Consider the following 18,607-nt stretch of genomic DNA (forward strand, 5'->3'; position numbering starts at 1 on the left):
TGTTGAGTACAGAACCCTGTGGGAGCGAGCCTGCTCGCGAAGAGTGCCCGACAACGCATTCCTTTACTGCACCCAACCCCAACCGAACATCTATTCTTACCCAAGGTCAACAAGGGGAGAACACAGACCGGAGGGATGTTCATCGTGCATATAGCGGACATAACCATGTTCTACGCCCCCGCCAGCGGAGGTGTACGCACTTATCTGGATGCCAAGCACCGGCGCCTGGGCAATCGGCCGGGTATTCGCCATAGTCTTCTGATCCCCGGCGCGCATTTGAGCGAGCAGGATGGGATCTACAAGGTCCCGGCCCCTCCGCTGCCCTTTGGCAAGGGCTACCGCTTCCCGCTGCGCCTGGCCCCTTGGCGTAATGTCCTGCGCGACTTGCAGCCCGACCTGATCGAGGTCGGCGATCCTTACCTCACCGCCTGGGCCGCCCTGGATGCCCGACGACAGCTGGACGTGCCCGTGATCGGCTTTTATCACTCCGACCTGCCGTTGCTGGTAAGCAACCGCATGGGCAACTGGTTCACGCCCAATATCGAAGCCTATGTCAGCAAACTGTACGGCAACTTCGACCGGGTGCTCGCGCCGAGCCAGGTCATGGCCGACAAACTCACCGGGCTTGGAGTCAAAAATGTCTACGTGCAGCCGTTGGGGGTAGACCTGCAGACCTTCAATCCCGCCGCTCGCGACCCGGAACTGCGGGCCGAACTGGGCATCGCCGAGGATGCGCGCCTGCTGATTTTCGCCGGTCGCGGCTCCAAGGAAAAAAACCTGCCGGTGCTGCTCAAATGCATGAAACGCCTGGGCGAACGCTATCACCTGCTGCTGGTGGGCTCTTCCATGCCTGCCGTGGTGCCGGACAACGTCACGGTGATCGACGAATTCTGCCCGGCTCCGCAAGTCGCCCGGCTGATGGCCAGCGCCGACGCCCTGCTGCACGCAGGCGACCAGGAAACCTTCGGCCTGGTAATCCTCGAAGCGATGGCCAGCGGCATCCCGGTGGTAGCGGTCGCGGCAGGCGCCTTCAATGAAATCGTCCACGAGGACTGTGGCCTGCTGTGCGCGCCCGACAATCCACAGGCGATGGCCAACGCCGTTCGGCAACTGTTCGCCGAAGGCTGCCAGCAACGCGGCGCAAAAGCACGCCGACATGTAGAACGTCATTACGCCTGGGATTCGGTGGTCAATAGTCTGTTGGGCCACTATTACAGCGTGCTCGGCGCAGAAATGCCCCTGCTGGCCAATGGTTGAGTCGAGGCCCATGTCGATGACCGCTCAATCCAGCCTGCTGCTGGTGCTGCACGATGTCGCACCGCAAACCTGGCCCGACTACCAGCCCTTCGTCGAAGCCGTCGACGCCCTCGGCCAGGTGCCGATGACCTGGCTGGTGGTGCCGGACTTCCATCACGCCAACGCGCTCGACGAACATCCCGGCTTCCGGCGCATGCTCGACAGCCGGGTCGAACGCGGCGATGAACTGGTGCTGCACGGTTATTACCACTGTGATGACGGTCCGCCGGCGCTCCATCCCAAGGACTGGTTCATGCGCCGGGTCTATACCCATGAAGGGGAGTTCTACGGTCTGTCCGAGGAAGCGGCCCTCACCCGCCTTCGCGCCGGCATCGAGATCTTTCAGCGCTACCAGTGGCCGCTGCAAGGCTTCGTCGCACCGGCCTGGCTGATGAGCGAAGGCACACGCCAGGCCTTGCGCCAGTTGCCGTTGAGTTATACCAGCGACACCCAGCACCTCTACCGCTTGCCGGAGTTCACCCCGATCGATGCCCCGGGACTGGTCTGGAGCGCCCGCAGCGCCTGGCGTCGAGGCCTGTCAAAAGTCATCAGCGACCGGCGTGAACAGCGCTGGCGCCAGGCACCGGTCATTCGCCTGGGCCTGCACCCGGTAGACATGCGCCACGGATTTTCCCGCAACTACTGGCTGCGAACCCTGGAGCGCCTGCTTGAGGACGGGCGCGTGCCGATGACCAAGATCGACTGGCTGGCGTCACTGCGCCAGCCAGTCAGCAGTGCCGCATGAAACGGCTGGTCTGGTTAGGCGCCGCCCTGTTGATTGCGGTATTGGTCCCGATGCTCGTGGGCGGCGGGGAAATGTGGTCGCGGCTGCAGCGCTTTCCGCTGTCCTTGCTGCTGGTCATGCTTGGCATGATCGTACTCTGCTGGGGCCTCAACTCGGTGCGCCTGCGCTTGCTGCTGGGTGAACACCGTGGGCGCATAGGCGGGTTGAAAAGCATTGGCGTGGTGATGTCCACCGAGTTCGCGATGTGCGCGACGCCCGGCGGCAGTGGCGGGCCGCTGACGCTGATGGCGCTGCTCGCGCGCAACGGCGTGCGCCCCGCCCATGGCAGCGCGGTGTTCGCCATGGATCAGTTGAGCGACCTGCTGTTTTTTCTCTGCGCCTTGTTGGGCATCCTGTTTTATGCACTTTTCCAGAACCTCAGCCAGCGCATGGAATGGATGCTGGGGCTGAGCGCGGTTTCATTGTTCGGCGGGCTCTTTTGCTGCGCGCTGGTCGCCCGCTACCATCGCAGGCTGATTCTCCTGGGTGCGCGGCTGTTGCGGCATTTGCGAGTGAAGCCGGTGACCCGTCGACGCTGGGGACGCAAGATCCTGAATTTCCTCGCGGCATTTACCGACACTCTGAAATTGCCACGCCAGACGCTGTTCCAGGTGTTCGTCTTGACCTGCCTGCACTGGGTTCTGCGCTACAGCGTGCTGTACCTGGCATTAAAAGGACTCGGGGCGGATCTGCAATGGGCCTGGAGTTTCCTGATCCAGATGCTGTCCCTCAGCGCTGGGCAGTTCAGCCTGTTGCCGGGCGGCGCCGGAGCGGCGGAGTTGACCTCGGCGGCGTTGCTGGCACCGATGGTGGGCAAATCCACCGCGGCGGCAGCGATCCTGATCTGGCGGGCGGTGACGTATTACTTCTATCTGCTGGCCGGAGGACCGGTGTTCTTCATGATGGTCGGGCGACCTTTGATCAAGAAGCTGATGAAGCTGCGGCAAGCCTGAGAGGTCAACCCTTGGACTCGGGGTCGTCCTGGGGCTGCTTGTGCATTTCTTCCCACAGCTGGGCGGCGTCGGGAAATTCGGTGCCGTCTTCCGGGCCCAGCGCTTCGGGATCGTAGCGACTCAGGCAACCCTCGCCCACGGTTGCCGGCGCTCTGGCGGTGGCTTTGTCCAAGGGATCGGTCATGGGATTCATGCCTCGAGGTTCGTGGCAAGGGAGAAAGTTCCCTTGCCACATAGAGTCAGAAGACTACAGATCAGAAGACCACGGTCTTGTTCCCGTGCACCAGTACGCGGTCTTCCAAGTGATAGCGCAAGCCGCGCGCTAGGACCATTTTTTCCACGTCGCGACCGAAGCGCACCATGTCTTCAATGCTGTCGCTGTGGCTGACACGGACCACGTCCTGCTCGATGATCGGGCCGGCGTCCAGCTCTTCGGTCACGTAGTGGCACGTGGCGCCGATCAGTTTCACTCCGCGCATCGAGGCCTGGTGGTAAGGCTTGGCACCAACGAACGACGGCAGGAAACTGTGGTGGATGTTGATGACTTTATGCGCGTATTCGCTGCACAGTGACGGCGGCAGGATCTGCATGTAGCGGGCCAGTACCACCACCTCGGCGTCGTGCTGCTTGACCAGCCGCGAGACCTCGGCGAACGCCGGGTGCTTGTCCTGCGGGTTGACCGGTACGTGGTAATAAGGGATGCCGTGCCATTCCACCATGCTGCGTAAGTCGTCATGGTTGGAAATGACACAGGCGATGTCGCAATCGAGCTCATCGCTGTGCCAGCGGTGCAACAGATCAGCCAGGCAGTGGGACTCACGACTGGCCATCAGCACTACGCGCTTTTTCTGCGCGGTATCGGTGATACGCCAGTCCATCGAAAACTCTTCGGCAATCGGGGCGAATGCCTCGCGGAAGGCTTCGATGCCGAAGGGCAGCGAGTCGGCGCGTATCTCGTGACGCATGAAAAACCAACCACTCTGATTGTCCGAATGGTGGCTTGCTTCAGTGATCCAGCCGTTATGGGACGCCAGAAAGTTACTGACTTTAGCAACGATACCGACGCGGTCCGGGCAAGCGATCACCAGCCGAAAAGTGCGCATTAGGGGAACTCCAGAACTTCGCAAAGGCGGCCATTCTAGCCATTGCGCGGCAAAACTGCAGTATCGATCACACATCGCGCCCAGCAGTGGCTGACCTGGACTGCCAATGCCCGCATGGCAAGCTTTATCGTGAACAGATGTGAAGACTGCATCACATTATTTATTTCACGGCGCCCACTCTGTGCTAGCGCACTATTAATTAAATAAACACTGCTTAAATGTTTACTTGATGAAACTGTCTGATTACTATTACCCCACTGTCTCCTTGTCACCAGCGTCCTACATAAGGTAGTCCCCATGTCCCTGATCACCGAATACAACGCTACAAAACAAGCCATTGAAGAACTGCAACAACGTCTGGCCGACCTGTCCAAAGACGACAAACTGCAAAAAGAACTGGAATTCGAAGGCAAACTGCGCACGCTGATGGGTGAATACTCCAAGTCCCTGCGCGATATCATTGCCCTGTTGGATCCAGAGTCCAAGTCGAGCAAAGCCCCGCGTGGCGCTGTGAAAACTACCGGCACCAAGCGCGCTCGCAAAGTTAAGCAATACAAGAACCCGCACAACGGTGAAGTCATCGAAACCAAAGGTGGCAACCACAAGACTCTGAAAGAGTGGAAAGCCAAGTGGGGCGGCGACGTGGTTGAAGGCTGGGCGACCCTGCTGGGCTAAGCTCCGGCGGTTCGAAGCGTTCTCGACACAGAAAAAACGCCAGCGATTGCTGGCGTTTTTTGTTGCCTGTCCACTTCTGATTTATTTCCTTACATGGCAGCGCGGCGACTCAAAGGCTTAAACGTTTGCGCAATTGCTGGCTATAGCCCTGCCATTGAGTCAGCACCCCTTGCTGCATTGGGCTGGAAAGCGCCAGCCACTGCGTCATCGCCTCATCAAAACTTTCCAGGGTATTAGGCGCCCCCCACTCCGGTGATTTCAGTCGCTGCTGGCAAAATAGTTTCCAGCGTGCCTGCTCTTCGGTGCTCAAGGTGTCGGGGAAGTTACGGGCCCGGTATCGGAATAATAATTCCGGCAGGCGCTCATCATCGAAATGCCAACGTTCCCCCGCCAACTGGTCGGGATCTGCCTGGCGCACTTGTTCGCACAAACGCCGATCACGATCACCCATGAATCCAGCGTACAACTGTTGTTCGGGGTCCTCGCTCGCAGTGAAATCCTCGCGACCATAAATCGCCTGGAGTTTATCGTGCCAGACTTGCTGTGCGTCACTTAGCCGCAGCGCCCGCTGGCGATAACCCTCCATGTCCAGTTGCAGGCGTTGCTGGTCCTCGTCGCGCAGGACTGACAGCGGCGCGACCACCGGGCACTTGTTGATATGAATAAGCTTGAGGGGTACGGGCAATTCCCCTTCCAACAACTCTTCACGGCGGGTATACAAGCGTTGGCGCAGGATTTCGGCGTCATGGTCCAGCAGCCCTTGAGGATTCAGATGCAGATCGCAGACGATCAGGGCGTTGCGGTTCTTCGGATGCCAGGCCAGCGGCAGGACCACGCCGATGTAGTTTCGCGCCGCCGAGAAGCGCCCGGAGATGTGCACCATGGGCTGTAGCAGGCGGACCTGGTCCATCACTTTCTGTTTAGTGCGCAACTGGAACAGCCAGTCGTAAAGCCGGGGTTGTTTCTGACGGATCAACCGGGCCAGGGCAATCGTTGCACGTACATCCGACAGCGCATCATGGGCCTGGCCATGGTCGATGCCGTTGGCGGCGGTCAGGCGTTCGAGCTTGAGGGTGACGCGCCCCTCCTCCTGCGGCCAGACAATCCCATCGGGGCGCAACGCATAGGCGGCCCGCACCAGGTCAATCAGGTCCCAGCGACTGTTGCCCCCCTGCCATTCCCGAGCGTACGGGTCGAAGAAATTCCGATAAAGGCTGTAGCGGGTCATCTCGTCATCGAAGCGCAGCGTGTTGTAGCCGGCGCCACAGGTCCCGGGCGCGGCCAGTTGCGCATGGACGCGGGTCATGAAATCGGCCTCGCTCAAGCCTTTTTCCGCCAGGCAGGCCGGTGTGATCCCGGTGATCGCGCATGCGGCCGGATGGGGCAGGATGTCATCGCTGGGCCGGCAGTACAGGTTCACCGGTTCATCGATTTCATTGAGTTCGAAATCGGTACGTATCCCGGCCACCTGCAAGGGGCGGTCGCAACGCGGATTGATGCCGGTGGTTTCGTAGTCGTACCAGAAAATGGAGGTCACGGGTGGTTCCTGTGCTGAGGACTGGCGAAGTCTAGGCGCTGCAACCGGCCGGCGGCCAGCGCTGCTGTAACTTTTGAATACCTGGGAGGCGCAAGCCTGCGCCCTCCCGCAAGATCCCTGTTGTTTACATGAAGCGTGAAATGACCCACAGAGTTGTATCGTGCGCCTGCACGAAGACTGCTAGCATCTGGGCCGAGATCGAACGTTCGAACCGCCCCCTCACAGGTTGCCCATGCTCGAGACACCAGCATTGCAAAGGAACGCGCCGCTGCCCGCGCCACTGGACACGCGTTACCAGGTCGAGACGCCCGAGGGCATCGACCTGCCGCTGCGCCCGGCGGGGCTGATGCCTCGCGCCCTGGCCTTTGCCATCGACCTCGGCATACGGGGGCTGGCCTTGGGCCTGCTGTTCCTGATCCTGGCGTTTTTTGGCGAACTGGGCGTCGGCCTGGGCTCGATCCTGCTGTTCGTCATCAGCTGGTGGTACATGGTGCTGTTCGAGGTGCTGAACCAAGGGCGTTCCCCCGGCAAGCAGATCATGGGTTTGCGCGTGGTGCAGGATGACGGCCGGCCTGTCGACTGGTCGGCCTCGCTGATCCGCAACCTGCTGCGCTTCGTCGACATGCTGCCCTTCGGCTATGCGTTCGGGGCGATTACCTGCCTGCAGCATCCAGCGTTCAAGCGCCTGGGCGACCTGGCGGCCGGGACCCTGGTGGTTTATCGCGAACAAGCGATCAAACGCCCCGTACTGCCATCGGCCCGACCGATACGGCCACCCTTTGTCCTCGACCTCAACGAGCAGCGTGCCGTGCTGGGCTTCGCCGAGCGCCAGGCAGAACTGTCCGGTGCCAGGGTCACCGAACTGGCGACGATCCTGGCCGCGCCGCTGAAGGTGCACCCTTCCGGAGCCGTGGCCGAACTCAATGGCATCGCCCGCGGCCTGCTGGGGCCGACATGAAACAAAGCCTTTTCGAAAAACGTCATCAAGAGGAATGGGACCGTCTGTCCCAACAGCTCGACCAATTGGAGCGCAGCCGCAACGTCGGGCAGAGCAGCGATTTCCCCAATGCCTATCGACGCCTCTGCCACCACCTGACGCTGGCCCAGGCCAGGGGCTACAGCAGCCTTTTAATAGACGCGTTGCAGCAATTGGCCCTGCGTGGTCACCAGCAACTCTACCGGGACCGCGGCCGGTTCTCGGCCAGCCTGTCGACCTTCATCCTGGCCGGTTTCCCCCGACTGATTCGTGAGCAATGGCGATTCGTGCTGGCGGCGGCCTTGATGTTCCTTGGTAGCCTGGTCGGCATCGGGCTGCTGGTCTACCTGTTCCCCGAACTGGTCTACAGCGTGTTGAGCGTCGAAGAAGCCAGCCAGATACGCGGCATGTACGACCCTGCCGCCGGCCACCTGGGGCGCTCGATCGAGCGGGCCGCCAGCGAAGACTGGGTCATGTTCGGCTACTACATCATGCACAACATCGGTATTGCCTTTCAGACGTTCGCCAGCGGCTTGCTGTTTGGCCTGGGCAGCGCATTCTTCCTGTTCTTCAACGGCCTGACCATTGGCGCGGTGGCCGGGCATCTGACCCAGATCGGTTCGGGATCGACGTTCTGGTCATTCGTGATCGGCCACGGCGCCTTCGAACTCACTGCCATCGTGCTGGCCGGCGCGGCGGGCCTGTTGCTCGGTTGGGCATTGATCGCGCCGGGGCGCCTCACCCGAGGCGAAGCGTTACGGCTCGCCGCCGGCAAGAGCGTGCTGATCATCGGCGGCGTGGTGCTGTTGCTGCTCATCGCCGCGTTCGTCGAGGCCTACTGGTCCTCCAGCGCGGTGACACCCACCACCAAATACATCGTCGGCGCCTTGTTGTGGCTGCTGGTGCTCGGGTATCTGCTGTTTGCCGGACGAGGCCACCATGCGCCTGAGTGACGCCAGCGTTGTCATCCGCCCCCGCACCACCTGGGAAGCCATGGACCTCGGCGTGCTGATGAGCCAGCAGCACCGACGGCTGCTGATGACCAGTTGGGCCATCGTCACGCTACCGGTGTATGCGCTGCTGACCCTGTTGTTGTGGGACTCGCCGTCGCTGGTAGTCATTGTGTTCTGGTGGCTGAAACCGGCCTTCGACCGCCTGCCCCTGTTCATTTTGTCCAAGGCCCTGTTTGGCGAGCCGCCTACGCTGAAGCAGGCGTTGCGCCAATGGCCCGCGCTGCTCAAGCCGCAATTGCTGGCTAGCCTGACCTGGCGACGGCTGAGCCTGAACCGCAGCTTCCTGATGCCGGTGGTGCAACTCGAAGGCCTGGCCGGCGAGGCGCGCGAGCAACGCTTGCGCGTCCTGCTGCAGCGCAACGGCGGCGCGGCGCAGTGGCTGACCATCATCGGCGTGCACCTGGAAACCGCGCTGTGGTTCGGCCTGATGGCGCTGTTCTATCTGTTCATACCGCAACAGGTCGAGCTGGAATGGGACTGGCAGACCCTGATCGCCGTGGCCGAGCACGACTGGCTGTGGCTCGAACACCTGGTCAACTTCCTGTATCCACTGTTGCTGATCTTCTGGGAACCGGTTTACGTCGCCTGTGGCTTCAGCCTCTACCTGAACCGCCGCACGATTCTCGAGGCCTGGGACATCGAACTGGTATTCAGGCGCCTGCGCCAGCGCCTGGCCGGCTTGGCCCCGGCGCTGTTGCTGCTGGCAATGACGCTGCTGCCGCTGGCGCCACCTGCGTGGGCCGCGCAGGACGATAACGGTCCCGACAGCCCGCGCTTGCTCAACCAGCCGCTGACCAGCGAGGCCTCTCGGGAAAGCATTGAAGCGATTCTCGAAGCGCCACCATTCAAGAATCCGGAAACGATTACCCGCTATCGTTTCGGCGAAGAAGCCGAAAAACCAGCCGAATCAGCCGAGCCAGCTGAAACCGATGGAGCGCCGGGCTGGCTCAAGTCGCTGTTCGAATGGCTGTCGAAAAAACGCTTCGAGGGTATTGCCGCGCTGATCCAGGTGCTGCTCTGGGCGGCCCTGTTGACGGCCATCGCCTGGCTGGCCTGGCATTACCGCCATAGTCTCAAGGCCCTGGCGAACCGTAGGCCAGCACAGCGCATACCTTCGAAACCTCCTGCGCCGACACAGATGTTCGGCCTGGATATTCGCGAAGAGAGCCTGCCGGAGGATGTGGCGAGCCGCGCCGAGCAGTTATGGTCCACCGCGCCTCGCGAGGCGTTGGGTTTGCTCTATCGAGCCTTGCTCAGCCGATTGCACCATGAGTTCGCCATCCCCCTGAAACCCGCGGACACGGAAGGCCAGGTGTTGCAGCGAGTCGAACGACTCCAGCAGCCGGACCTGCTGGTCTTCAGCAAAAACCTGACCCAGCACTGGCAAAACATCGCCTACGGGCACCGTCCACCAGCGCCGCATCTGCAACGAGAGCTGTGCGATGGCTGGCGCGGCCTGTTCGGTCCGGGAGTTTCCCGATGAGCCGCCGCGCCGGATGGCTGGTCGCGGCGCTGGTTGCGGCGTTGGTCTGTGCAGTGGGCCTCTATTTGTCCACGAAAGCCGTGCCCTACCAGGAAACCATTGATCACGGCCCATCCCCCGAAGCCCAGGCCAATCCCTACCTGGCGGCGGAACATTTCCTGCGTCGGCATGGGGTAGAAGTCGATCATGCCAACAGCCTGGACGTCCTGCCCGGCCTCGAACCCCACCAGCGCAGCCTGCTGTTGCTGGGCGAGCGCAGCGACATGACGCCACGGGAGGCCGACCAGTTGATGAACTGGACCCGGGCCGGCGGACGGCTGCTGTTCGTCGCCGAGGCCTTGTGGGATGACAGCACCAGCAGCAGCGGCGACTTGTTGCTGGACCGCGTGGGTCTGCGCCAACTCCTCAGCAAGGACCTCGAGGAATCCGACGCCGAACTCATCAAGGATCGCTACCCCGAACTGACCAAGCTTTATCTGGAAGATGAAGAAGCGCCGGCCTATGTCGGCTTCGACACTGACTTCCATCTCGAAGACCCGCAGAACCTCGCCCAGGCCTGGGCCAACAGCGCACAGGCAACTCACATGATGCAACTGAACCACGGCCTGGGCACCATCACCGTGCTCACTGACGCCGAGCTTTGGAAGAACGACCAGATCGACCAATACGACAACGCCTGGCTGCTCTGGTACCTGAGTGCCGACACGAATGTCACGCTGCTGTTCGACATCGAGCACGACAACCTGCTGACCCTGCTGCTGCGCTATTTCCCCCAGGCCCTGGTGGCGCTGCTGGTCCTGATCGGGCTGTGGTTCTGGCGCTCGGCGGTGCGGCATGGCCCGTTGCAACAACCCGCCCCCAAGGCGCGACGGCAGTTACTGGAACACCTGCAGGCCAGCGCCGCGTTCCAGCTGCGCCACCACGGCCGGCAACACCTGTTGCAGAGTTTGCAGCATGACGTGTTGCGCCGGGCGCGCCAGCTTCATCCAGGTTTCGAACGGCTGGTCGTCGCCGAACAATGGCAAGTGCTTGCACGCCTGACCCGCCAACCCACGCGAACCATCAGCCAGGCCCTCAGCCCCCGGCCGGCGCAGCGCATGTCCAGCACTGAGTTCTGCCGCCAGGTTGCCCTTTTGCAAACTCTCAGGAATGCCTTATGACTGAACAGAACGAACCTGTCGACGGCCAGGCCCATGCCGCCCAACAGCGCCAGCGCGCCAGCCAGTTGGCCCAGGCGATCCGTACCGAACTGCACAAGGCGGTGGTCGGCCAGGCTGCGGTGGTCGACGATGTGCTCACGGCGTTGATCGCTGGCGGGCATGTGCTGCTCGAAGGCGTTCCAGGGTTGGGCAAGACGCTGCTGGTGCGCGCGCTCGCGCGCTGTTTCAGTGGCGAGTTCGCGCGCATCCAGTTCACGCCCGACCTGATGCCCAGCGACGTCACCGGCCATGCGGTGTACGACCTGCAGACCGAGCAGTTCAAGTTGCGCAAGGGTCCGGTTTTCACCAACCTTCTGCTGGCCGACGAGATCAACCGCGCGCCGGCAAAAACCCAGGCGGCGCTGCTCGAGGCCATGCAGGAACGCCAGGTCACCCTGGAAGGCCGCGCCCTGCCGATCGCCCAACCATTCATGGTGCTGGCGACCCAGAACCCCATCGAACAGGAAGGCACTTACCCGCTGCCGGAAGCCGAGCTCGACCGCTTCATGCTCAAGGTCCGCATGGACTATCCCGATGCCGACCAGGAACTGGACATGGTCCGCCAGGTCAGCCGCTCGACCCGGGCCGACATGCTTGACGTGCAACCGTTGCGCACGGTGCTGCAAGCCAAGGATGTGCAGGCCTTGCAGCGCATCGCCAGTGACCTGCCGATGGACGATCAGGTCCTCGACTACGCCGTCCGCCTGGCCCGCGCCACTCGCAGCTGGCCGGGGCTGACGCTGGGCGCCGGGCCGCGCGCCTCGATCGCACTGGTACGCTGCGCAAGGGCCCGGGCGCTGCTGCGCGGTGGCGAATTCGTGGTCCCGGACGACATCAAGGGCTGCGCCCTGGCCGTGCTGCGCCATCGCGTAAGGCTGGCGCCGGAGCTGGACATCGAGGGGCTCTCGGTGGACCAGGTGCTGGGGCAGTTGCTCGATCAAGTCTCGGCGCCGCGGTTGTGAAGAATCGCGCGGTAAGGATGCGCTCATGAAACCCTCGCGCCTGTTGCTCATCTGGCTCGCGATCCTGCTGGCCGTCGGCATCGTGCTAGGCACATTGCGAGCGCTGGGCATCGCGGTGCCGTCGACACTCCTGTCGATCAACTGGGGGATGTTGCTGGCCTTGCTGGCCTTGGCGCTGCTCGATGCCGTGCGGCTGCGGCGCCTGCCCTCGCCCCGCATACAGCGACACATGCCGGGCAGCCTGGCACTGGGCCGATGGGGCGAAGTGCGCCTGCAGATCAGCCATGATTTTGCCCAGCCAATGCCGATCCAGGTGTTCGATCACGTACCCGATGGCCTCGACTTCGACGACCTGCCCTTGTCGGTCGAACTTCAACCCGGCCAACGCAGCCAGCTCGGCTACCGCTTGCGCCCGCTCAAGCGCGGTCATTTCATTTTCAGCCACTGCGAGATCAGCCTGCCCAGCCCGCTGGGGTTGTGGTCCGGCAAACGCCTGCTGGAGGCGCTCGACAACACTCGCGTCTACCCGGATTTCGCCAGGCTCTATGACGGCCAGCTATTGGCCGTCGACAACTGGCTGAGCCAGCTCGGCATACGCCAGCGGCAGCGCCGTGGCCAGGGCCAGGAGTTTCATCAACTGCGCGAGTTTCGCGAGGGCGACAGCCTGCGCCAGATCGACTGGAAGGCCACCGCCCGCCACCGTACGCCGATCGCCCGTGAGTACGAAGACGAACGCGACCAACAGATTATCTTCATGCTCGACTGCGGCCGGCGCATGCGCAGCCAGGACGACGAGCTGGCGCACTTCGATCACGCTCTCAATGCCTGCCTCTTGCTCAGCTATACCGCGTTGCGCCAGGGCGACGCCGTCGGCCTGTACACCTTCGCCAGTGAGCGACCGCGCTACCTCGCGCCGGTCAAAGGCAGCGGCCAGCTCAACGTCTTGCTCAACGCGGTCTATGACCTGGACAGCAGCCAGCATCCCGCCGATTACCAGGTCGCGGTCAATCAACTGCTGGCCCGGCAAAAACGCCGGGCCCTGGTGGTGTTGGTGACCAACCTGCGGGATGAGGACGACGAGGAACTGCTGGCTGCCGTCAAGCGCCTGGGCCAGCGGCATCGGGTGCTGGTGGCCAGCCTGCGCGAAGAGGCACTCGACCGGTTGCGCCAGGCGCCGGTACAAACCCAGCCCGAAGCCTTGGCCTATTGCGGGACGGTGGACTACATGAACACCCGCGCCGGACTCCATCTGCGGTTGGCGGCCCATGGCATCCCGACCCTGGATTCGCGCCCCGGCGAGCTAGGGGCGGATCTGGTGAGCCAATACCTGGCATGGAAAAAAGCCGGAACCGCTTAGGCCCTGCGCAGGAGTCGGTTACTCAAGCCGAGGCGGGCAACGGATAAAAACAGAAATACTGCTGCAACGCGCTGACCAGCGCCCCGTACTCCGGCGGCGCCCATTGCAGGCTGAAACCGGCATCGAAATGCTGCGGCGTCACGTCTTCATGACACCACAGGCACTTGGCCTTCAACCGGATCTCTTGCTGTGATCCGTCGTCGGTGGGGATTTTCAGATAAAGATCAAAGCTTGCGCCAATCATCAACGGCAATTGACTGATCAACATCAGGCCACTTTCAGAGACGTTGCCCAGAAAACCGATCGGTTTCTCGTTGAGGCCGTTGAACACCTCAAGAAAACAAGCCAACTGATGTCGTTCAATGCGGCGCTCTTTGTACATGTCCTGTATCGCTTTTTTAATGGCCGCTCACCGGCCAACCGAACACTTCGGAACGAACCCAAGCGAGCCCGCTCTCCCTGATTCCCTTGCCAGACGCCAGCAAACGTCATGGCGTGTCTCATCGGTTACAGGCGCCACCTGGCTATTAGAGTCCAAGCTCTAATAGCCAGATGTACAACTATAGCGCAGGTTCTGACGACGGCCAGTCCGGATGCGATCCCCATCATAATGCCGCGCCGTCGCCTGGCCGAGGGCCTGGATCCGGCGTCGTTCAGAACGCCGTCGGGCGGATGGCCGAGGTGCTACGGGTCGGGTAATGCCCAAGGCTCTGCAAGGTTTCGAGCCGGGCGCGGGCACGATAGGCGTACTCGCTGTTGGGGTATTGCGTGAGAATGAACTGGTACGTCTGCGCCGCATCGACGAACAGCTTTTGCCGCTCCAGGCATTGACCACGCATCATCGAGACTTCCGGCTGCATATAACGACGGGCACGGCTGGCGCGGTCGACCTTGGACAGTTCAAGCATTACTTGCTCGCAATTGCCGCGCTCGTAGGCCTTGTAGGCCAGGTTCATGTGGTGGTTCATCGACCAACGGGTGCAGCCCGTGATGCTCAAGGCCAAGGCAATAAAAAGCACGAATCGCATGGGGAGGTTCTCCTGTCTTGAGCTCTTTATCGACCTGGCGCGAAAAATCTTCAATCGGACCAGCTCTTGTGGCGAGGGAGCTTGCTCCCGCTGGGCTGCGCAGCGGCCCCAAGATTTTGCGGTCGCTACGCAACCGAGCGGGAGCAAGCTCCCTCGCCACAAAAGCGATGTTCGGCTTTAGTAATTAACGGCGCAGAAATTTTCAGGAATGTTCATTTCGAAAAAGAAACGAATAAGTAGTGCACATGAACAATGACTACACCCAAAGACCATAGTAGCCTTCGCTGGCGCTTGAACTTGAGGAGTCCTGCATGTCCGTCCGTCGCACCAAAATCGTCGCTACCCTTGGCCCGGCCAGTAACTCGCCGGAAGTTCTCGAACAGCTGATTCTGGCTGGCCTGGACGTTGCCCGCCTGAACTTCTCCCACGGCACCCCCGACGAGCACAAGGCTCGTGCCAAGCTGGTGCGCGACCTGGCCGCCAAGCATGGCCGCTTCGTCGCCCTGCTGGGTGACCTGCAAGGCCCGAAGATCCGCATTGCCAAATTCGCCAACAAGCGCATCGAGCTGAAGATCGGTGACAAGTTCACCTTTTCCACCAGCCATCCATTGACCGAGGGTAACCAGCAAGTCGTCGGTATCGACTACCCGGACCTGGTCAAGGACTGTGGCGTGGGCGACGAGCTGCTGCTCGACGACGGCCGCGTGGTGATGCGCATCGAGACCGCCACCGCCACCGAACTGAACTGCGTCGTGACCATCGGTGGCCCGCTGTCGGACCACAAGGGTATCAACCGTCGCGGCGGCGGCCTGACCGCTCCGGCCCTGACCGATAAAGACAAGGCCGATATCAAGCTGGCCGCGGAAATGGAAGTCGACTACCTGGCGGTGTCCTTCCCGCGCGACGCGGCGGACATGGAATATGCCCGTCAATTGCGCGACGAGGCCGGCGGTACCGCCTGGCTGGTAGCCAAGATCGAACGCGCCGAAGCCGTGGCCGACGATGAAACCCTCGATGGCCTGATCAAGGCGTCCGACGCCGTGATGGTGGCCCGTGGCGACCTCGGCGTGGAAATCGGCGATGCCGAACTGGTAGGCATCCAGAAGAAGATCATCCTGCACGCACGCCGCCACAACAAAGCGGTGATCGTTGCGACCCAGATGATGGAGTCGATGATCCAGAACCCGATGCCGACCCGCGCCGAAGTGTCCGACGTAGCCAACGCCGTGCTCGACTACACCGACGCCGTGATGCTCTCGGCCGAAAGCGCCGCCGGCCTCTACCCGCTCGAAGCGGTGCAGGCCATGGCACGTATCTGCATCGGCGCTGAAAAGCACCCGACCGGCAAAACCTCCAGCCACCGCATCGGCAAGACCTTCGAGCGCTGCGACGAGAGCATTGCCCTGGCGACCATGTACACCGCCAACCACTTCCCGGGCGTAAAGGCGATCATCGCCCTGACCGAAAGTGGCTACACGCCGTTGATCATGTCGCGCATCCGCTCCTCCGTGCCGATCTACGCGTTCTCCCCGCACCGCGAAACCCAGGCCCGTGCCGCCATGTTCCGTGGCGTCTATACCGTGCCGTTCGACCCGGCCGCCCTGCAACCGGGCGAAGTCAGCCAGGCGGCGGTGGATGAACTGGTCAAGCGTGGCGTGGTGCAGACCGGCGACTGGGTCATCCTGACCAAGGGCGACAGCTACCACACCATCGGCGGCACCAACGGGATGAAGATCCTGCACGTCGGCGACCCGATGGTTTGATGACCGGTTGCTGAAAACAAAAGCCCCGCCATGTGAATGGCGGGGCTTTTTGGTTTATGGCTTTGGGGATGTGGTGCCTGGGCTGACGCCTTCGCGAGCAGGCTCGCTCCCACAGGGGGGCTTATGCACGCCGCAAATTCCACTGTGGGAGCGAGCCTGCTCGCGAAGGCGGTCTATCGGCGGCCACTGTCCTCCCGGGTCAGAAACACATCCGCCAGCAACTGATTACGCGGCAGCCCCGCCAGGTACAAACGCTTGGCAAACGCCTCGACCCGGTCCGGATGACCGCACACCAGGGCCTGGGTCTGGCGCGAAGCCAGGCGCAGTTGCGCGAGCGCCGCTGGCGCCTCGGCTGCGGTCAATAGCTCGACGTTCAGGTTGGGGTGTTTGGCCGCCAGTGCCTTCAGAGGTTTATCCAGGTAATGCCCGGCCTCATCATGGGCCAGGTGAATCAGCCGAATCGTGCCTTGGTGCTGCTGGCGCAGCGCTTCACGGAGGATGCCGAATAGCGGTGCGAGGCCGGTGCCAGCGGCCAGCAGCCAGAGCGGCCGATCGTGCCAGTCGGCGTCGTAATGCAGCGCGCCGCCGCGCAGTTCGCCGAGGCGGATCGGGTCTCCGGTGCTCAGTTGTCGTGCCGCATCGACGAATTGACCGGGCTCGCGACAATCGAGGTGAAACTCCAGGAAACGATCTTCTTCGGGCAGGCTCGCCAGGGAGTACGGCCGGGCCACGTCACCGGCCCATAACACCAGATGTTGCCCGGCTTGATAACGCAGCGGTCGTTGCGGGCTGATGCGCAGGCGCAGCACGTCAGCCCCCAGCCAATCCACCGCGTCCACCGCGGCGGCCTGGCCGTCGCGCTGTGGATCAAAGGTGTGGATCTGCACGTCTTCGACCACCTGGCACTGGCATGCCAGGCGCCAGCCGTTATCTCGCTGCGCCGGGCTCAGGGCGTCGGGGCGGCTGTCACGCACATCCCCCTTCACACATTGCACCAGGCAGGCATGGCAACTGCCGGCACGGCAGCTATAGGGCACCGGCACGCCGCCGTGGTTAAGCGCGTCCAGCAGGTTGCCGCCAGCCGCCACCGTCCATTGCCGGTCGGCGACTTTCAGTTCAGGCATCGACGTTCTCCCAGGCGGCGGCGCAACGGTTGCGGCCGTCCCGCTTGGCACGGTACAAGGCCTGGTCGGCGCGCTGCAAGGCGCTGTCCAGGTCATCGCCGATTTCCAGCATCGTCATCCCCACCGACAAACTGAGGTTGCCCACCGGCAGATCGACCAATCGAACCTCGGTGAACGCCAGCCGCAATCGCTCGCAACAGGCCGTCAGGCGCGTGGGATCGCAAGCGGGGAGCAGCATGACAAACTCCTCGCCACCGTAACGGGCCAGCACATCGCCCTCGCGCAGGCACGCCGTGGCGACAGCGGCGAAAGCCTGCAATACCTGGTCGCCCGCGGCATGGCCATGCAGGTCGTTGATGCGTTTGAAATGGTCGAGGTCGATCAAGGCCAGGCCATGGGCGACGCCGGGCCTGAGGGTATTGAGCTCGCGGCCGGCCAGGCGCAGGAAGTGCCGGCGGTTGAACAGGCCGGTCAGTTCATCTGTGGCCACCAGGTCTTCGAGCTGGCGCATCATGCCGCGCAATGTGTCCTGGTGCGCCTGCAAGGCAAATCGACGCTGGCGCATGCGTTGACGCGAGGTCTGGACGTAGCGGGCGTACAACACCAGCCACACCAGCACGATGAACAGTACGCAGACCTGCAGACCGGCCAGCGTCGGATCGGGCAGGCGAAAGAAATAACCGTCCCAGAGCGTGATCCCGGTGAAGCTGATGAACACCAGCGTCGCGCAACGCACGAAGGCCCGGCGGGACAGGTGAAACAGCCCGAACAGCAGGATCAGCACATAGAACACCAGGAACACGCCCCGGGCCTGGTCCAGGTGCGCCATCATCCAGGTCTGCCAGCCCAGGCCGATCCAGACCTGTATTTCCGTGAGGCTGGGGTCGGCGAATCGCAGGTTGCGGTCGGTGATGAACAGCGTGAACAGACCGGCCTGGCACAGCACGACCAACAGGCTGCCAACAATGACGCCACGCAATGTGTCGAGGTAATGACCACTGAAAAACGCCAGCCACAACAATACCAGTGCCAGCGCATAAGTCGTGGCTGCGAGGGCAAAGCGTTTAAGCAAAAGACGTTGGATGGCGTTATGGGTCAATCGGTGACTCACCATGGGAAAGGAGACTGACAGAGGCGTCCTACGCTACAGGCCAGACGCCACTTTAGTGGCGTGTTCGGCAAATGACCATTCAATTCTGGCGCAGAAAAATGGCGTCAAAGCAATGGCCCAGATTGACGCATCTGCTGGCTCCGACGCGGTCCCCGTGGCGAGGGAGCTTGCTCCCGCTCGGCCGGGCTGGCGCTCCAGTGCGCAGCGACCGCAAAATCCTGGGGCCGCTGCGCAGCCCAGCGG

Annotated in this window: 18 protein-coding genes; 11 read left to right on the forward strand and 7 right to left on the reverse strand. The window is 62.3% G+C overall.

What is annotated here, in order from left to right:
* Positions 1–135 precede the first annotated feature (135 nt).
* From J3P89_RS22700 to J3P89_RS22710, 3 genes are read left to right on the forward strand one after another with little or no spacing between them, the layout of a single operon-like run.
* The gene (locus J3P89_RS22700) at positions 136–1,257 is read left to right on the forward strand and encodes a glycosyltransferase family 4 protein (RefSeq protein ID WP_434569641.1); all 1,122 of its coding nucleotides are present in this window, start codon (positions 136–138) and stop codon (positions 1,255–1,257) included.
* Positions 1,258–1,267: 10 nt separating this feature from the next.
* Positions 1,268–2,041 carry a DUF2334 domain-containing protein gene (locus J3P89_RS22705; protein WP_434695714.1) on the forward strand — a complete coding sequence of 258 codons (774 nt, stop codon included), beginning with the start codon at positions 1,268–1,270 and terminating at the stop codon, positions 2,039–2,041.
* Positions 2,038–3,033 (forward strand): lysylphosphatidylglycerol synthase transmembrane domain-containing protein, encoded by a 996-nt coding sequence (locus tag J3P89_RS22710; RefSeq protein ID WP_434625767.1) that lies wholly within the window; start codon positions 2,038–2,040, stop codon positions 3,031–3,033. The genes J3P89_RS22705 and J3P89_RS22710 overlap by 4 nt, the downstream gene beginning before the upstream one ends.
* Before the next feature lie 4 nt (positions 3,034–3,037).
* Here J3P89_RS22710 and J3P89_RS22715 read toward each other — a convergent pair whose 3' ends face one another.
* Positions 3,038–3,217 (reverse strand): hypothetical protein, encoded by a 180-nt coding sequence (locus J3P89_RS22715; RefSeq protein WP_434695715.1) that lies wholly within the window; start codon positions 3,215–3,217, stop codon positions 3,038–3,040.
* Between the two features lie 70 nt (positions 3,218–3,287).
* Positions 3,288–4,136, reverse strand: a complete 849-nt coding sequence (purU, locus tag J3P89_RS22720; RefSeq protein ID WP_305496443.1) for a formyltetrahydrofolate deformylase — start codon at positions 4,134–4,136, stop codon at positions 3,288–3,290.
* 297 nt (positions 4,137–4,433) lie between these two features.
* Between purU and mvaT the strand changes: the two genes are divergently transcribed.
* A complete protein-coding gene (gene mvaT / locus J3P89_RS22725; protein ID WP_305496444.1) occupies positions 4,434–4,811 on the forward strand; it encodes a histone-like nucleoid-structuring protein MvaT in 378 nt (125 codons plus the stop codon).
* A 109-nt stretch (positions 4,812–4,920) separates the two neighbouring features.
* On the opposite strand, the gene sbcB is transcribed toward mvaT, so the two are convergent.
* Entirely contained in the window at positions 4,921–6,348 is a 1,428-nt protein-coding gene (gene sbcB, locus J3P89_RS22730; protein WP_434695716.1) for an exodeoxyribonuclease I, read from the reverse strand.
* Positions 6,349–6,580: 232 nt separating this feature from the next.
* Here sbcB and J3P89_RS22735 point away from each other — a divergent pair, with 232 nt between their 5' ends.
* The 6 genes from J3P89_RS22735 to J3P89_RS22760 are packed head-to-tail and all read left to right on the forward strand — an operon-like array spanning position 6,581 to position 13,338.
* The gene (locus J3P89_RS22735) at positions 6,581–7,306 is read left to right on the forward strand and encodes an RDD family protein (protein ID WP_434653540.1); all 726 of its coding nucleotides are present in this window, start codon (positions 6,581–6,583) and stop codon (positions 7,304–7,306) included.
* On the forward strand, positions 7,303–8,277 hold the full coding sequence (locus tag J3P89_RS22740; RefSeq protein WP_434695717.1) for a stage II sporulation protein M: 975 nt from the start codon (positions 7,303–7,305) through the stop codon (positions 8,275–8,277). Before J3P89_RS22735 ends, J3P89_RS22740 begins: the two co-directional genes overlap by 4 nt.
* Entirely contained in the window at positions 8,264–9,820 is a 1,557-nt protein-coding gene (locus tag J3P89_RS22745; RefSeq protein WP_434695718.1) for a DUF4129 domain-containing protein, read from the forward strand. The genes J3P89_RS22740 and J3P89_RS22745 overlap by 14 nt, the downstream gene beginning before the upstream one ends.
* Positions 9,817–10,980, forward strand: a complete 1,164-nt coding sequence (locus J3P89_RS22750) for a DUF4350 domain-containing protein (protein ID WP_434695719.1) — start codon at positions 9,817–9,819, stop codon at positions 10,978–10,980. Before J3P89_RS22745 ends, J3P89_RS22750 begins: the two co-directional genes overlap by 4 nt.
* Complete coding sequence (locus J3P89_RS22755; protein ID WP_434695720.1) at positions 10,977–11,981, forward strand: AAA family ATPase; 1,005 nt, start codon at positions 10,977–10,979, stop codon at positions 11,979–11,981. Before J3P89_RS22750 ends, J3P89_RS22755 begins: the two co-directional genes overlap by 4 nt.
* A 25-nt stretch (positions 11,982–12,006) precedes the next feature.
* On the forward strand, positions 12,007–13,338 hold the full coding sequence (locus J3P89_RS22760) for a DUF58 domain-containing protein (protein ID WP_434695721.1): 1,332 nt from the start codon (positions 12,007–12,009) through the stop codon (positions 13,336–13,338).
* Between the two features lie 22 nt (positions 13,339–13,360).
* Here the strand turns inward: J3P89_RS22760 and J3P89_RS22765 are convergent, their stop codons facing one another.
* Together J3P89_RS22765 and J3P89_RS22770 are read right to left on the reverse strand one after the other, a co-directional pair.
* A complete protein-coding gene (locus tag J3P89_RS22765) occupies positions 13,361–13,720 on the reverse strand; it encodes a PilZ domain-containing protein (protein ID WP_434625785.1) in 360 nt (119 codons plus the stop codon).
* Between the two features lie 271 nt (positions 13,721–13,991).
* Complete coding sequence (locus J3P89_RS22770; RefSeq protein ID WP_305496455.1) at positions 13,992–14,366, reverse strand: tetratricopeptide repeat protein; 375 nt, start codon at positions 14,364–14,366, stop codon at positions 13,992–13,994.
* A 311-nt stretch (positions 14,367–14,677) separates the two neighbouring features.
* On the opposite strand from J3P89_RS22770, the gene pyk reads away from it, so the two are divergent.
* On the forward strand, positions 14,678–16,129 hold the full coding sequence (gene pyk / locus J3P89_RS22775) for a pyruvate kinase (protein WP_434695722.1): 1,452 nt from the start codon (positions 14,678–14,680) through the stop codon (positions 16,127–16,129).
* 173 nt (positions 16,130–16,302) lie between these two features.
* On the opposite strand, the gene J3P89_RS22780 is transcribed toward pyk, so the two are convergent.
* Complete coding sequence (locus J3P89_RS22780; RefSeq protein WP_434695723.1) at positions 16,303–17,253, reverse strand: iron-sulfur-binding ferredoxin reductase; 951 nt, start codon at positions 17,251–17,253, stop codon at positions 16,303–16,305.
* On the reverse strand, positions 17,246–18,352 hold the full coding sequence (locus J3P89_RS22785; protein ID WP_434602934.1) for a diguanylate cyclase domain-containing protein: 1,107 nt from the start codon (positions 18,350–18,352) through the stop codon (positions 17,246–17,248). Before J3P89_RS22785 ends, J3P89_RS22780 begins: the two co-directional genes overlap by 8 nt.
* Between the last annotated feature and the right edge of the window lie 255 nt (positions 18,353–18,607).

Source organism: Pseudomonas sp. Z1-14, assembly GCF_051132005.1.
In the GTDB taxonomy this organism is placed as follows: domain Bacteria; phylum Pseudomonadota; class Gammaproteobacteria; order Pseudomonadales; family Pseudomonadaceae; genus Aquipseudomonas.

Bases quoted from the DNA above. Each gene is read 5' to 3' on its own strand.
- J3P89_RS22700 (WP_434569641.1), top strand. From the start codon at position 136: ATGTTCATCGTGCATATAGCGGACATAACCATGTTCTACGCCCCCGCC.
- J3P89_RS22705 (WP_434695714.1), top strand. From the start codon at position 1,268: ATGTCGATGACCGCTCAATCCAGCCTGCTGCTGGTGCTGCACGATGTC.
- J3P89_RS22710 (WP_434625767.1), top strand. From the start codon at position 2,038: ATGAAACGGCTGGTCTGGTTAGGCGCCGCCCTGTTGATTGCGGTATTG.
- J3P89_RS22715 (WP_434695715.1), bottom strand. From the start codon at position 3,217: ATGACCGATCCCTTGGACAAAGCCACCGCCAGAGCGCCGGCAACCGTG.
- purU (WP_305496443.1), bottom strand. From the start codon at position 4,136: ATGCGCACTTTTCGGCTGGTGATCGCTTGCCCGGACCGCGTCGGTATC.
- mvaT (WP_305496444.1), top strand. From the start codon at position 4,434: ATGTCCCTGATCACCGAATACAACGCTACAAAACAAGCCATTGAAGAA.
- J3P89_RS22735 (WP_434653540.1), top strand. From the start codon at position 6,581: ATGCTCGAGACACCAGCATTGCAAAGGAACGCGCCGCTGCCCGCGCCA.
- J3P89_RS22740 (WP_434695717.1), top strand. From the start codon at position 7,303: ATGAAACAAAGCCTTTTCGAAAAACGTCATCAAGAGGAATGGGACCGT.
- J3P89_RS22745 (WP_434695718.1), top strand. From the start codon at position 8,264: ATGCGCCTGAGTGACGCCAGCGTTGTCATCCGCCCCCGCACCACCTGG.
- J3P89_RS22750 (WP_434695719.1), top strand. From the start codon at position 9,817: ATGAGCCGCCGCGCCGGATGGCTGGTCGCGGCGCTGGTTGCGGCGTTG.
- J3P89_RS22755 (WP_434695720.1), top strand. From the start codon at position 10,977: ATGACTGAACAGAACGAACCTGTCGACGGCCAGGCCCATGCCGCCCAA.
- J3P89_RS22760 (WP_434695721.1), top strand. From the start codon at position 12,007: ATGAAACCCTCGCGCCTGTTGCTCATCTGGCTCGCGATCCTGCTGGCC.
- J3P89_RS22765 (WP_434625785.1), bottom strand. From the start codon at position 13,720: ATGTACAAAGAGCGCCGCATTGAACGACATCAGTTGGCTTGTTTTCTT.
- J3P89_RS22770 (WP_305496455.1), bottom strand. From the start codon at position 14,366: ATGCGATTCGTGCTTTTTATTGCCTTGGCCTTGAGCATCACGGGCTGC.
- pyk (WP_434695722.1), top strand. From the start codon at position 14,678: ATGTCCGTCCGTCGCACCAAAATCGTCGCTACCCTTGGCCCGGCCAGT.
- J3P89_RS22780 (WP_434695723.1), bottom strand. From the start codon at position 17,253: ATGCCTGAACTGAAAGTCGCCGACCGGCAATGGACGGTGGCGGCTGGC.